15 protein-coding genes, 1 other RNA gene and 1 riboswitch are annotated in these 14,111 nt (G+C 49.2%); of the genes, 14 read left to right on the top strand and 2 right to left on the bottom strand.

The window, feature by feature from the left end:
* Positions 1 to 105: 105 nt before the first annotated feature.
* From ATH33_RS05940 to ATH33_RS05995, 12 genes are all read left to right on the top strand, one after another.
* On the top strand, positions 106 to 1,530 hold the full coding sequence (locus tag ATH33_RS05940) for a M1 family metallopeptidase (RefSeq protein ID WP_037994496.1): 1,425 nt from the start codon (positions 106 to 108) through the stop codon (positions 1,528 to 1,530).
* 171 nt (positions 1,531 to 1,701) lie between these two features.
* The gene (locus tag ATH33_RS05945) at positions 1,702 to 2,445 is read left to right on the top strand and encodes a tRNA (adenine(22)-N(1))-methyltransferase (protein ID WP_037994494.1); all 744 of its coding nucleotides are present in this window, start codon (positions 1,702 to 1,704) and stop codon (positions 2,443 to 2,445) included.
* Positions 2,421 to 3,530 carry a Nif3-like dinuclear metal center hexameric protein gene (locus ATH33_RS05950; RefSeq protein ID WP_037994492.1) on the top strand — a complete coding sequence of 370 codons (1,110 nt, stop codon included), beginning with the start codon at positions 2,421 to 2,423 and terminating at the stop codon, positions 3,528 to 3,530. The genes ATH33_RS05945 and ATH33_RS05950 overlap by 25 nt, the downstream gene beginning before the upstream one ends.
* Positions 3,531 to 3,599: 69 nt before the next feature.
* Positions 3,600 to 4,020: RNase P RNA component class A (gene rnpB, locus ATH33_RS05955), an RNA gene on the top strand.
* A 125-nt stretch (positions 4,021 to 4,145) separates the two neighbouring features.
* Positions 4,146 to 4,427, top strand: a complete 282-nt coding sequence (locus ATH33_RS05960; RefSeq protein WP_037994490.1) for a hypothetical protein — start codon at positions 4,146 to 4,148, stop codon at positions 4,425 to 4,427.
* 198 nt (positions 4,428 to 4,625) lie between these two features.
* A complete protein-coding gene (locus ATH33_RS05965; protein ID WP_037994489.1) occupies positions 4,626 to 5,690 on the top strand; it encodes a M42 family metallopeptidase in 1,065 nt (354 codons plus the stop codon).
* Positions 5,691 to 5,927: 237 nt separating this feature from the next.
* A complete protein-coding gene (locus ATH33_RS05970; protein WP_037994486.1) occupies positions 5,928 to 6,533 on the top strand; it encodes a DedA family protein in 606 nt (201 codons plus the stop codon).
* 124 nt (positions 6,534 to 6,657) lie between these two features.
* Positions 6,658 to 7,116 (top strand): GNAT family N-acetyltransferase, encoded by a 459-nt coding sequence (locus ATH33_RS05975; protein WP_037994485.1) that lies wholly within the window; start codon positions 6,658 to 6,660, stop codon positions 7,114 to 7,116.
* A gap of 42 nt (positions 7,117 to 7,158) precedes the next feature.
* Positions 7,159 to 7,260, top strand: a riboswitch (TPP riboswitch).
* A gap of 67 nt (positions 7,261 to 7,327) precedes the next feature.
* Positions 7,328 to 7,939, top strand: a complete 612-nt coding sequence (locus ATH33_RS05980) for a thiamine phosphate synthase (protein WP_049720338.1) — start codon at positions 7,328 to 7,330, stop codon at positions 7,937 to 7,939.
* On the top strand, positions 7,926 to 9,020 hold the full coding sequence (gene thiO / locus ATH33_RS05985; RefSeq protein WP_049720337.1) for a glycine oxidase ThiO: 1,095 nt from the start codon (positions 7,926 to 7,928) through the stop codon (positions 9,018 to 9,020). Before ATH33_RS05980 ends, thiO begins: the two co-directional genes overlap by 14 nt.
* A 15-nt stretch (positions 9,021 to 9,035) precedes the next feature.
* Positions 9,036 to 9,239 carry a sulfur carrier protein ThiS gene (gene thiS / locus ATH33_RS05990; protein ID WP_037994479.1) on the top strand — a complete coding sequence of 68 codons (204 nt, stop codon included), beginning with the start codon at positions 9,036 to 9,038 and terminating at the stop codon, positions 9,237 to 9,239.
* A gap of 4 nt (positions 9,240 to 9,243) precedes the next feature.
* A complete protein-coding gene (locus tag ATH33_RS05995) occupies positions 9,244 to 10,011 on the top strand; it encodes a thiazole synthase (RefSeq protein ID WP_037994477.1) in 768 nt (255 codons plus the stop codon).
* Between the two features lie 57 nt (positions 10,012 to 10,068).
* Here the strand turns inward: ATH33_RS05995 and ftsW are convergent, their stop codons facing one another.
* Complete coding sequence (gene ftsW, locus ATH33_RS06000; protein ID WP_049720336.1) at positions 10,069 to 11,211, bottom strand: putative lipid II flippase FtsW; 1,143 nt, start codon at positions 11,209 to 11,211, stop codon at positions 10,069 to 10,071.
* A gap of 91 nt (positions 11,212 to 11,302) precedes the next feature.
* Between ftsW and rodA the strand changes: the two genes are divergently transcribed.
* Together rodA and ATH33_RS06010 are read left to right on the top strand one after the other, a co-directional pair.
* Positions 11,303 to 12,457, top strand: a complete 1,155-nt coding sequence (rodA, locus tag ATH33_RS06005; RefSeq protein WP_198052675.1) for a rod shape-determining protein RodA — start codon at positions 11,303 to 11,305, stop codon at positions 12,455 to 12,457.
* Positions 12,458 to 12,471: 14 nt separating this feature from the next.
* Positions 12,472 to 12,750 (top strand): hypothetical protein, encoded by a 279-nt coding sequence (locus tag ATH33_RS06010; protein WP_037994475.1) that lies wholly within the window; start codon positions 12,472 to 12,474, stop codon positions 12,748 to 12,750.
* A gap of 70 nt (positions 12,751 to 12,820) precedes the next feature.
* On the opposite strand, the gene ATH33_RS06015 is transcribed toward ATH33_RS06010, so the two are convergent.
* On the bottom strand, positions 12,821 to 14,026 hold the full coding sequence (locus ATH33_RS06015) for a cation:proton antiporter (protein ID WP_121874206.1): 1,206 nt from the start codon (positions 14,024 to 14,026) through the stop codon (positions 12,821 to 12,823).
* Positions 14,027 to 14,111 lie beyond the last annotated feature (85 nt).

The raw sequence follows: 14,111 nt of genomic DNA on the forward strand, positions 1-14,111 counted from the left end.
AATCATGAGACCCTGAGATGACAAGGCGGCTTTTCTCTGTCATAAATCCTCAATATTAAGGTCATCCTATGGAAGAATCCAATTGACCAAATTGAGGTGACACAGATGAAAGGCCGTGTATTTTCGCTCGTTCTCTCTTTGATTTTCGCCTCTTCGGTTTTGACCGGAATGGCGCCCCGTGTCAATACAAGGGAAGGGGTCGCTTATGCGGACCGCCCTTTTTATCAGATGGATACAACCTTTTATCCGGAAAAGGATGAGTTGACGGGACATATGGTGGTCACTTTGCCGGAAAAAAGAAACGAACCGCAAAATGAAGTATATTTCAGGCTCTATCCCAATGCATTTCAAAATTGGAAGCACAAAGCCTCCAAACCGGAAAAACCGGGTTACATCCGCGTTTTTCATGTGAAAGTGGATGGCAAAAGCGTGCAGCCCGATATCAAGGAAACGGTGATGAAAGTGCAGTTGCCCCGTTCCCTTCAAGACGGACAATCCGCCCGCATTGAGATGGATTTTTTATTGCATTTGCCCCGTGGAGGGATGCGGCTGAACACTTTCAAAAACACGGCCTTTTTGGCTCAGTGGTACCCGATGCTGGCCGTCAGGGATCAACACGGATGGCATACCGAACCGTACACCACGACCGGCGATCCCTTTTACTCGGTGATGTCTGATTTTGAAGTCACTTTCCGTCTCCCCGAAGGTTACCGGGTGATTTCCACGGGAAATGACAAAAATCAACCGGTACGCTCCAAAATCACCATCAAACAGGATCAAGTCCGCGACTTTGCAGCGGTTTTGACCAAAGATTACCGGTCGGTAAGCGGAAAGTACAAAGATATTCAAGTCAACCTTTGGTATATGAACGGGATGGAGGATGTGGCCAAACCCTTGTTGGAAGCAGCGGTATCCGGAATGAAATTTTACAGTGAAAAATTCGGACCCTATCCTTATGAAGAAGTCGATGTCGTGTTGGGGGAAACCGGTGAAGGAATCGCCGGGATGGAATATCCGGGCCTGGTGACCTCCATTCCAAAAATCGGGACCAAAAAAGGGATCCAACCGGCCGTCAATGTGGTGGTGCACGAGCTGGCGCACCAGTGGTGGTACGGGGTGGTCGGCAACAACCAAGCCAAAGAACCCTGGCTGGATGAAGGGTTGACCACCTTCTCCGAGTTTTTGTATATGGAAGAGCAGATGAAAGAAGATGAACGGGAGCTTTTGAAGAAAGCATCGGAAAAAGCCGATGAAATTCATCAAACGGTGGGGATCAGTTCGGCTCAACCGTTGTATGATTACCCGGAACCGGTGTACGGTCTGATGGTGTACATTCGTCCGGCAGCCATGTTGTATGAACTGATGGACGAAATCGGAAGAGAGAAAGTCCTGGAGATCTTAAAAACCTATTATCACCGTTATCAATACAAAGTCGCCACCACCCGGGATTTTATCCGGACCGCAGGTGAAGTGGCCGGCAAAGATTTGACTCCTTTTTTCCAAAAATGGTTGTACTTCAAGGAAGCTTAAATTCGAGGGGGAAGGAACCGAAAACAACCAAGCGAAGGAAGTGATGACCCGTCACTTCCTTCTTTGCTGTCCGGAGACGGCTCAACCAAACCGGTTGCTTTTTTGTTTAAAGGGTTCGTGCTATTATTCTAAGAGGCGTAAAGGTCTAAGTTTCAAGGGGGAGGGAAGAGGTTGTCGGATGATCCAATTGTCCTGTCGGCGCGCCTTCAGAAATTGACGGAATGGATCCCTTCCGGTGCGCGGGTGGCAGACATCGGCGGAGATCATGCCTATTTGCTGATTCATCAGGCCAAGGCCGGTTGTTTGTCACATGGAATTGTGGGAGAGTTAAACAAGGGGCCGTTTGAAAATGCCCGCCGCACCATCCGCATGGCAAAGGTGGAAAAGATGGTGGAAGTCCGCCTCGGAGACGGATTGTCAGTGTTAAAGCCGGATGAAGTCGATGTGGTTGTGATCGCCGGAATGGGCGGGGCTTTGATTGCTCAGATTTTAAACGAGGGCAAAGAAAAACTGCACGGTGTGAAAAGGTTGATTTTGCAACCCAACATCGGCGGCCACAATGTCCGCAGGTGGTTGAAAGAAAACGGATTTTGCCTGGTGGATGAATCATTGGTGGAAGATGCCGGCATCTTGTATGAGGCGATGGCGGCCGAACCCGGTGAGGAGAGGATTTATCACGAAATGGGCGGGGAGTTTTCGGAATCCACCTTAATGGAAGTGGGGCCGCTGCTTTTTAAGAAAAGGCATCCGCTTTTGAAAAGAAAAGTGATGCAGGAATGGGAATCGAAACAAAAGGTGTTTCGTTCATTGAAAAACGCGAAATCGGCGCCAGCTGTCACCAAAAGAGAACAACTGGCGGAACAATTAAAAGAATGGGAGAAGGTGAAAACATGTCTGTTCGCGGAGTCGACCTGATCAAAGCGATGGAATCGTATGCCCCTTCCGCTTTGGCTGTCGAAAAAGACCGGATTGGTTTACAGGTGGGGGATCCGCAAGGGGAAGTCCGGAAAGTGCTGGTCACCCTGGATGTGAATGAAGAAGTGGTGGATGAAGCGATTCGCATCGGGGCCAATTGGATCGTGGCTCATCATGCGGTGATTTTTCATCCGTTGAAAGAAATCCGGACCGATGAGCCGGCAGGCAGAATGTTTGCCAAGTTGCTGGCACACGGCATCCATGTTTACATCGCGCACACTAATTTGGATGCGGCTGAGGGTGGAGTGAATGATGCCTTGGCCGACCGTCTCGGGCTCACCGGCACCAAGGTTCTGATCGGCTATAAACAGGATGCATTGAAAAAACTGGTCGTCACCGTGCCGGTGGCTCATCATGAAGCGGTGCTGAATGCCATCAGCAGGGCCGGGGCCGGATGGATCGGGAACTATAGCCACTGCACGTTTAATGTGGAAGGAACCGGAACCTTTTTGCCGCGCGACGGGGCCAATCCGTTTATCGGCCAAACGGGGGAACTGGAAAAGGTGAAAGAGATCCGTTTGGAGACCATCATGCCGGCATCGATCGAAAAACGGGTGCTTGAAGCCATGTTCAAAGCCCATCCATATGAGGAAGTGGCTTATGACATTTATCCGTTGGATTTGAAAGGCGAGCCGCTCGGGTTCGGACGAATCGGATCCTTGCCGGAAACGATGAAATTGGATGAATTTGCCCGTTTCGTCAAAGACGCTTTTGAATGTGACGGGGTTCGTGTGGTGGGGGACCCGGAAAAAGAAATCCGGAAAGTGGCGATTTTGGGAGGATCTGGCGGCCGTTACCTTCGCGATGTCAAACGGCAGGGGGCCGATGTTTACATCACGGGGGATGTGGATTATCATACGGCGCAAGAAGCCATGGATTTGGGAATTTCACTGGTGGATCCGGGACACCATGTTGAGCATTGGGTGGTTCCGTATGTTTGCAAGGAGCTGGAAAAACGGTTGAACCGCCAGGTTCCGGTCGAACCGTCGAAAGTGAACACCAACCCCTTTCGGTTTTGTGTTTGAGCAAGTGGAAAGAGGTTCCTGTTGATATGACCCTGCTCCATTGTTATAATTAAATTTACTGTACAAAGGAAAGTAAACAAGGCAATCGCCGGTGGTGTACCGCAAGGTCCCACGGGAGGAAAGTCCGGGCTCCACAGGGCAGGGTGCCGGCTAACGGCCGGTGGGGGCGACCCTAAGGCTAGTGCCACAGAAATGCAGACCGCCGATGGGGACGAATTTCGTCTCACAGGCAAGGGTGCAACGGTGCGGTAAGAGCGCACCAGCAGCATGGAGACATGCTGGCTAGGTAAACCCCACCCGGAGCAAGACCTGATAGGAGATCAGCATCTTTGGATGCAGCTGTGGCCCGCAGTGATCTCGGGTAGGTCGCTGAAGTTGTGTAGCAATACACAATGTAGATAGATGATTGCCACTCCAATGGGTGGGAGACGTTCAAGCCGTTGCTTGGACCACCCGGAGAACAGAACCCGGCTTATTGTTTGCTTTCCGACAAATCGCTTGAGAAAAGACGCGAACGCGTCTTTTTTTATTTTTACGGACTTTTGCGGACTTTGAATAGGAATGAAAGGGAAGGCCATGCTAAACATAGAATCTTTCAAAATGAGGTTGGTTCAGATGAACGGGGACTTTACATCTTACGAGGCTTATTTGGAGCGTTATCAGACTTTTTACGATGAAGAATTGGATGACCGCCCTCCCGTGTTGGATCGTGAGCAATTCACCCGCTTGTTTCAGTTGCTGAAAGAAAGTTACCAAACCTATGAGGAAATGCTGCGCATGGGAAAACAGGAGCAGGCGGGGCAGTATTACCGCAGTGTGATTAACGGTTTGGAAAATCAATTGGCCATCAGTGATGCTTCTGACAATTTCCGTATACAACTTCTTCATTCAATGTAACCGGCCGGGAAAAACAATGGCTTGTTTTCAAGCCATTGTTTCTCGGGTGATATTTATCGGAAAATTCACGCGAAGAGAGAGGGTTTTGGCGGGCAATTGCCGGTGTTGTGAATTTTTGCCGCGGAACAGGCCGGACCGGGGTATAAATCGCAAAACGTTGCAAAACTTAACAAAAGATGAACATGAAGGAGGATATCTATGCAGCTGTTGAAGGAACTTACCGAAGCCAACGGGGTATCCGGGTTTGAAAAAGAAGTCCGCGAAGTCATGAAAAGGGAACTGAGCAAAGAAAATGTGGAAATTCAAACCGACGGGCTCGGAGGCATTTTCGGGATTAAAAAAGGGACAAGTGACCGGCCGCGTATTTTATTGGCCGGACACCTGGATGAAGTCGGCTTTATGGTGACCGAAATCACCAAAAGCGGTTATTTGCGTTTTACTCCGCTCGGGGGATGGTGGAGTCAGGTTCTGTTGTCACAGCGTGTTTTGATCATTACGGAACAAAGAACCTTTACGGGGGTCATCGGTTCCCGGCCGCCGCATGTGTTGACACCCGAAGAAAAAGGAAAATTGATTCCGATTCGCGAAATGTTTATTGATATCGGTGCCCACAGCGATGAGCAGGTGAAAGAATGGGGGATCCGCGTCGGAGATCCGATTGTGCCGGTGTGTCCGTTTGAAATTTTGCCGGATCGCGACACCATTCTGGCTAAAGCGCTGGACAACCGTGCCGGTTGTTATCTGGCTTTGGAAGTGTTAAAACAATTAAGTATGGCGGATCATCCCAATACGGTGATTGCCGGGGCCACGGTGCAGGAAGAAGTGGGCCTCAGGGGAGCGACAACCGCCCCGCGCCTGCTGAAGCCGGACGTTGCGATTGCTCTGGATGTGGGGGTTGCGGAAGATTCCCCGGGCAGTGAAGGACAAAACAAAGCCAAGCTGGGCAAAGGCCCGTTAATCACATTTTTGGATGCGACGATGATTCCCAATCTGTCCTTGCGCAATTATGTGGTGAAAGTGGCCGAAAAACATGGAATCCCTTTCCAAATCGACACGATGACCGGGGGTGGAACCGATGCCGGACAGTTCCATCTCTACGGCAAAGGCGTTCCGTCGATCGTCATTGGTGTGGCGGCACGGTACATCCACAGCCATGTTTCCATGATCAGCAAGAGTGACTTGGATCATGCCGTCCGCTTGCTGGTGGAAGTGGTCAAAGGGTTAAATCAGGACCAATACAATGAATTCATTCAATATGTCTGACTTGTACCCATCATGGGACGGTGACTCCATACCGTCCTCCTTTTATGCTATGATGGAGAAAGATCAAAAGGAATGGGGGAAATACAGCACGGTAAAACGAAAGGATTCAGGCGGGATGGATGAAGTTCAGGGAGCTTGCCGGCCAGGATGAACCGGCGGACAAAAAGCAGTATTTTTCAGCATCGGAATTCGTAAGATATTTTTAGAATGAGACGTGTCCAAAAACGGGGTTGAGTTATGGAACAAGCATTGTATATCTTGCAGGAATACGGGTATATAGGAATCTTTCTGTTTCTGGTGTTGGGGCTGATCGGACTTCCGTTGCCCGATGAGATTATGTTAACTTTTCTTGGTTATTTGACAACCATCGGACAATTGAATTTTTACCTCACCATCCTTTGTGCGTTTCTCGGATCGGCGGGTGGAATCACCATCAGTTATTTGCTCGGCATTTGGTTGGGATACCCGTTTTTGAAAAAATACGGGCCCAAGCTTTTCATTACCCGCCGGCGATTGCGAATCACGCAGTTGCTGTTCCGTAAATACGGAAATTGGCTGTTGTTTGGCGGGTATTTCATTCCCGGCGTCCGCCATGTCTCGGCCTATCTGGCGGGGATAACCCGGATTTCTTATTGGCGTTTTGCCATACATGCCTATGCAGGCGCCGTTTGCTGGTGCACTGCTTTTATCGGTTTGGGGCATCTTCTGGGAGCCAATTGGGAATGGGGGTTTTTTCTGTTGCACAAGTATGGGACCCGGATTTTATTCATTCTGTTGCCGGTTGCTCTGGTTTTTGGCGGATGGTATTTTTGGAGTCAAAATAAATCGTTAAACACAAAATAGAAAGTGGCGAACGTACCATCATCCCCAAAAAAGTTGGTGGTGGCTTTTCTTTATGGAATCCGGTGATTGCTTGTCAAAGGTGGAGAGATAAAGATATAGTGGAAGAGGTTAAGGAGGGATGGGGATGACGATACAAATTTTGTCGCTCATGGATGATAAACATCTGATCCAAATCTTATCCACACAGCAAGCGGCGTACCAGGTGGAAGCAGAGCGAATCCGTTCCTACAATATTCCCACACTGAAAGAAACCATTCAATCCATGCGAAAATCGAAAGAAACGTTTATCGGTATATATAAAAAAGATCAATTGGCCGGTTTTTTATCGTACATAAAAGAGAAAGACCGGATGACGATCTGCCGTCTGGCGGTTCATCCGGACTATTTTCGGCAGGGGATTGCCTCCCGGTTGTTGACGGAGGTTTTAAACCAACCCGGGATCAAAAGCTGGGTCGTGACCACGGGAAAAGAAAATGAGCCGGCCATTCGATGTTATGAAAAGCACGGATTTCAGAAGCAGGAAGAAATCATGACAAGAGAAGGGATTCCCATCGTGCGAATGTTTAAAAAAGTTGACGGGTAGATCATTCTATGTTTAGAATAAAGAAGATAACATCATATTGAAATTATCCACTAGGGGTGCACGGACGTGCTGAGAGGAACATGGTTCCAACCCTTTGAACTTGAACTGGGTCATGCCAGCGAAAGGAAGTGGGGAAGGTTCGTTATGACTTGATGATGCATAAAAACCGGTATCCCCATGGATGCCGGTTTTTTTGATGGGGGATTCGTGTATGGAATTGCATGTGATATCCAGCCCTTGTCAAACACTCAGTGGTTTGATCGAACAATGGACCCGTTTGGCTCCTTATGCCGATGCTTTTCATCTGCGCTACAAAGAAAAAAGCGAAGGGGAAATCTTGGAGATGGCCCGTCTGCTTTTGCAAGAAACCCCGATTGAGGCAAAATCGTTGATCATTAACCGGCATGCCGCTGTGGCGGAAGAATTGGGGGCAGGGGGCCTGCATCTGACCGAACATCAAGTGATTTCCCGGGAAATGTTGCAACGGTTGCAACGAAAAATGCGGGTGGGACGTTCCGTTCACTCTGTCCGCCGCGCGGTTGAAGCAAATCAGGAAGGCATGGATTATCTGATGGCAGGGCACATTTTTCCTTCCGCTTCCAAACCGGGATTGCCTCCCTTCGGGGTGGAATCGTTGCGGCGATTGGTACAAGCCTGTTCGCTGCCTGTCATTGCCATCGGCGGGATCGGACCGGACAATGTGAATCAAATCCGACAAACGGGTGCTGAAGGAGTGGCTGTGATTTCAGCCGTCGCACATCATCCTTCCCCTGAAGAAGCGGCAAAGGAAATGAAAAGAAGGTGGGTTGATGAAGCACAGTGATGTTTTAATTATTGGCGGAGGGATCATCGGCATTTCCATTGCTTATCACTTGGCCAAAGCAAAAGTAAAAGTCGTTATCCTTGAACAAGACCGGGCAGGCGCTCATGCCTCAAGGGCGGCCGCGGGAATGTTGGGGGCCCAGGTGGAGATGCATCATCCGGGGCCGCTGGCCGATGTTTGTTTAAAAAGCAGGTCCATGTTTCCTGAACTGGCGGAAGCATTGCGGGAGCAGACCGGGCTGGATATTGAATTGAACCGTTCCGGGTTGATCAAACCCGCCCGGTCGGAAGAGGAAGCGGCCGGTTTAAAAGAACGGATGAAATGGCAAAAAGCCGTCTGGCTGGATCGCAAGGAATGCCTGGAGAAGGAAAGAGGGCTGGGCGAAGAAGTGATCGGCGGCTTGTTTTTTCCTGAGGAATTTCAAGTTTCTGCCCCCCGGTTGACCCAAGCTTTGATCCGGGCTGCGCAACAGCAGGGAGCAAAATTGATCGAAGATTGCAAAGTCATTGATTTTTGCGTTGAAAACGGACGGATCCGGAAAGTGGTCACCCCGCATGAAGAATGGGCGGCGGACACGGTGGTGCTCGCTGCCGGTGCTTGGACGGGGATTGCTTCGCGGCGGTTGGGATTGAACCTGCCGGTCTATCCGGTCAAAGGCGAGTCCTTTGCCCTGAAAACCACCCGTCCTTCCCTGAAACACACGATATTCGGCAATGATGTGTACATCGTGCCAAAAGCAAACGGTGAATGGATCATTGGCGCCACCGAAAAAGAACATCAGTGGGATCCCGGCGTGACAGCCGAAGCGGTTTACCGGCTTATCGCCGATGCCTCCCGTTACTTGCCTGGTGTCAAAGAATTAAACATCAGCCGGATGTGGGCAAGCGTCCGTCCCGGAACGCCGGATAAGCTTCCTGTGATCGGCCGGCTGGAAAACATCGATCATTGCATTGTGGCCACCGGTCATTTTCGAAATGGCATTTTACTCAGCCCTTGGACCGGTCAAGTCGTGGCCCGTCTCATTTTGGGAGAAACAGAAGAAGAATGTCTCCCGTTCAGTCCCCGGAGGTTTACCGGATGAAAAGGAGGGTGTTCAGTGCAAATTCAGTTGAACGGGGAGATGCAAACGGTCCCCCCTCATCTGAAAACGGTGGATGATCTCATCAAACACTTCAAATTAAACAACAAAATTCTTGTGGTGGAACACAACCGCCATGTATTGACAAGGGAAATGCATCCCACGACCCGGTTGTCGGATGGCGATTGCATTGAAATTGTTCATTTTGTCGGAGGGGGATAAGCCGGTGTTGAAAATCGGAAAACATACTTTTCAATCGCGTTTGTTTCTCGGCACAGGGAAATTTTCCAGTTTGGATGTACAAAAAAAAGCGGTGGATGTTTCCGGAACCGAGGTGTTGACTTTTGCGGTCCGCAGAATGAATCTCTTTGATCCGGAGCAACCCAACTTTTTGGAAATGCTTGATTTGAAAAAATACAAACTGCTGCCAAATACAGCAGGGGCCACAACTGCGGAAGAAGCCGTACGGATCGCCCGTTTGGCCCGGGCCTCCAACTTGTGTGATATGATTAAAGTGGAAGTGATCGGCGATTCCAAAACCTTGTTGCCTGATCCCGTTGAAACGTTAAAAGCCACCCGGATGTTGGTGGAAGAAGGATTTACCGTTCTTTCTTACACTTTGGATGATCCGGTTTTGGCCCGCAAATTGTGGGAAGCCGGGGCCCATGCGATCATGCCCGGAGGGTCGCCGATTGGTTCGGGGCAAGGGTTATTGAATCCCCTTTATCTGAAGTGGATCATTGAGAATTCGCCGGTGCCGGTGATTATCGATGCCGGAATCGGTTCGCCGAAAGATGTTGCGGAATCCATGGAATTGGGAGCGGACGGGGTGTTGCTCAACACGGCCGTATCTCAGGCGAAAGATCCGGTCAAGATGGCAGAAGCCATGAAATATGCCATTATTGCGGGAAGAATGGGATATGAGGCCGGAAGGATCCCAAAACGGGAATATGCCAGTGCCAGCAGTCCTTCCGAGGGATTGCCGGCCAATTAAATAACTCTTTCAACGAAAAATCCCCTGGCCGGATGAATCCGGCCAGGGGGATTTCTTCTAACTATGTACCTGATGAATGGTGGGTGAGGAAAATTTCACTTTGCTTTTTACATTCCGGTAGCGGGAGATGTTCAGCAAAATGCCCAACGACACCAACTTAAACACCAGTGCCGTTCCCCCGTAACTGATCAGCGGAAGCGGAACTCCGGTCACCGGAAGCAATGCCGTGACCACGCCCAAATTGAAAATCGTTTCGATTGCAATCAAAGTGACGATCCCTGTTGCCATCAAGGTTCCAAACTGATCCGGTGCCTGGAGGGCAACCAAGATGCCGCGTACAATGAGCAAGGCAAACAAAGCGATAATGATGAACCCTCCGATAAACCCGAGTTCTTCGGCAATGATCGAGAAGATGAAATCGGTATGGGATTCCGGAAGGTAAGCCAGTTTTTGAATGCTTCTTCCAAGTCCCACTCCCGTCAAGCCGCCGGGGCCGATGGCCATCAGTGATTGCATGATTTGATACCCGTTTCCGGTCGGATCACTTAACGGATTAAGCATCGATTGAATCCGGTCGACGCGGTAGTCTCCCAACAACATGACGCCAATGAGAACGGGAAGGCCGGATAATGCCAACAAAAAAAGATGTTTCAGCCGGGCGCCGGCGCAAAAAATGATGGTGAAACATATTCCCATGATAATCACCGTTGCGCTAAAATGAGGCTGTAACATTAAGAGTCCCAAGATCAGAAACAGGACGATCAGGGGAGGGAGCAAACCACGCCGAAATTGATGCAAGACCGGTTGCTTTTTGACCATGATGGAGGACATGTAAATGATCATCCCCAGCTTGACAAATTCCGAGGGTTGAAAAGAGATGGCCCCGTAACCCAGCCAACGTTGCGCTCCGTTTCTGACCAGACCGATCATCGGGACGAGGATTAAAAAAATGAGCGAAAGGAGCAAGATCGGGCCGACCCATTTGCGGTAGGTGTGATAGGGGATATTGGAAACCGTAAAAAATAAAATCAAGCCAATCAGGGCATAGATGGATTGCTTTTTGAAAAAGTAATAGGAATCATGGATGCCCGGATCGATATATCCATTGAAATAACTGGCGCTAAAAACCATGACAAGTCCAATTCCCAACAGCAAAAAGGTGAGAAAAATCAACCAAAAGTCTGGTTTGCCACGCTTCATAGTAAAAAATCTCCTTCTGCAAAAGGTTTTGATGTTTCATGCATTATGATAGGATGAAATCCGAGCAGAGAAAAGGAGAATGGAAATCGTGATGAACAAGAAGCACCAAATACAACAAATTGATTTTGCCACCGTGTTGATCTTCATCCTGCTTGCGGCTATTAGCATTGTTGCCATATCGAGTGCGACTTACACCGGAAACCAGGATTTTTACGAAAAACAGATCATGTGGTACATAGTCGGGTTTCTCTGTATGTTCGGTGTTCTCCTGTTTGACTATAAAATTTTGTTACAAGGGAAACTCTTGTATATTTTATACGGGATCGGCATTTTCTTAAATCTGCTCGTCATGATCCCGGGCATCGGCCAGGAAGTGAACGGTGCGCAATTGTGGATCCGGATTGGCGGTTTTTCCCTGCAGCCGTCGGAGTTGATGAAAATCTTTGTTATCTTGATATTAGCAAAAATGATGTCCCGGAAAAAAGGGGAGATGTGGGAGGATTTTCATACGCTCGGAAAGAGTTTGCTGGCTGCGGGCGTCCCGTTTCTGATCATTTTGATGCAACCCGACTTGGGTACGGCACTGATCTTGTTGGCCATCACCGCAAGCATTTTACTGGTGGGCGGCTTGCACTGGAAATGGTTGGTTGGCGGCCTGACGGTGATTGCAATCATCGTCGGCTCGGTCGTTTTTCTTTACCTGTCGGATTCTCCTTTGCTCCACCTCTTGTTGGCGGATCACCAAATTGAACGGATTCAGATCTTTTTGGATCCGGCATCCGACCCGACGGGAGCGGGATATCAGGCAACCCAGGCCAAAATCGCCATTGGTTCGGGAATGCTTTTGGGAAAAGGCTATCAGCAGGGAACGCAAGCTCAGGGCAACTGGATTCCGGAGCCCCACAATGATTTCATCTTTGCGGTGATTGCCGAAGAGTTCGGCTTTTTGGGTGCCGGTTTCCTGCTTGCATGTTATTTGATGTTGCTGTACCGCTTGATTCGCATTGCATTAAAATCAGCCAATTTGTTCGGAACCTGCATCGTCAGCGGAATCGTTGGTATGTTTGCTTTCCAAATATACCAGAATATTGGAATGGCGATCGGTTTGATGCCGATTACCGGTATTCCGCTTCCGTTCATCAGTTACGGAGGCACTTCCATTGTCACGCAAATGATGGCGATCGGTTTGGCATTGAATGTAGGAATGCGTTCCAAGGCGGAACAATTGCAATTTACCATTCATTAAAGGGAGGCGAATCCATGAAAATCACTTCTTTGTCACTGGATATCCGGGAAAAGGATTTTGAAGAGTATGAGGAGACTTTGATCCAAAGAGGATGGAAAAAGGTGAAAGGCCAGCACATTTATCAAAAAACATTCGGCGAGACGGAAGTGGAAATCCGGGAACATATTGCCGCATTCAGTGCCGAAGTCACGTTGAAATTGACGGCGCGAAACGAGCAGGGAATCAAACTGGACCGGATCATCCAATTGCTGCAAGAGTTGGACAAAGCTGATCACACCCCGGATCAAGAGTAAAAAAGCCGCCCTTTTCGAGGCGGTTTTTTTGTACTTTTTTTGCTTTTTGTCCCATAGAATCATAAGGGGTTCAGGAAGAGGCGGATTTTTTCTCCGGCTTTGGCAAAAACACCTTTAAAAGCGGCGGAGTCAAAACGGTGGTGATCAAGATTACTGCGACCATGACCGGAAACAGGGAGGCCGGGAACAGCTTGTTGTTTAAACCGATGCTTGCAATGATCAGCCCGACTTCTCCCCGGGCCACCATGCCGGCACCGACGGCGAAAGAATCCTTTGCCGGGAAACCGCCCAATTTCGCCCCGATGGCACCGCCGGCCAATTTGGTCAATACCGCGATGACGGTAAACACAATGATCTGAATCAAAATGGTGGCATTGACGGACTCAATTTCGGTCATTAAGCCGATACTGACGAAGAAGACCGGCACAAAAAAGGAAAAAGAAACCGTCTCCAGTTTCGGGAACAGTTCGTCCTGAAATTTGCTCGTGCTGAGTATGAGTCCGGCAAAGTATGCACCGACAATCCCGGCCAGCCCGAACATTTCGGCAAGAAAAGCATAAACGAGCGCCACGATGATGCCGATGGTCAGGATGACTTCTGTCGTCATCATTTGGTTGGCCCATTGAAATATTTTCGGAAGCGGCTTGCGGCTCAACCAGATGAATAAAAAGAAGACGATGATTTTCACAATCAATACCGGAAGCGACGGGCTGTCGTCCCCGTTTTTTCCCACAAAGCCAATGACAATGGATAACGTGATGATTCCGAGAATGTCATCCAGGACGGCCGCACCCAAAATGGTGTTGCCCGCTTTCGATTTTAAACAGCCCAATTCGCGCAACGTCTGAACCGAAATGCTGACGCTTGTCGCCACCAATGCGGTTCCGATAAAGATGGACGTGGCAAACCGGTAATCAAACCAGAGACCGCTGGCCAGTCCGCCGAGAAACGGAAAAATCACCCCGATGACCGCCACCATGGTGGAGGCAAAAGCGGCTTTTCGGAATTCCTTTAAATTTGTTTCCAGCCCGGCCAAAAACATCAACAAAATGACACCGATTTCGGCCGCTTCTTCAATAAACGCATTCATATGGATCCAGTCGAGCACCATCGGCCCTAAAAGGATGCCGGCCAAAAGTTCCCCCAGCACGGAGGGTTGCCCCCATTTTTTGCTCAGATGCCCCATGATTTTTACTGCCAGCAGGATGATTCCCAGCTCATACAAGAAGCCGAATTGTTCCAGTTTGCCGAAGTCGAAGAATTGATCTGCTAACATGGTAACCCTCCCTGTTGTTAGGATGGATTTTTTTGTTTATAAAAATACATAGGTGCCCGCTTTTTATCGCTTAGTTTTCATTTTG

Source organism: Thermoactinomyces vulgaris (assembly GCF_003688725.1).
GTDB lineage: Bacteria > Bacillota > Bacilli > Thermoactinomycetales > Thermoactinomycetaceae > Thermoactinomyces > Thermoactinomyces vulgaris.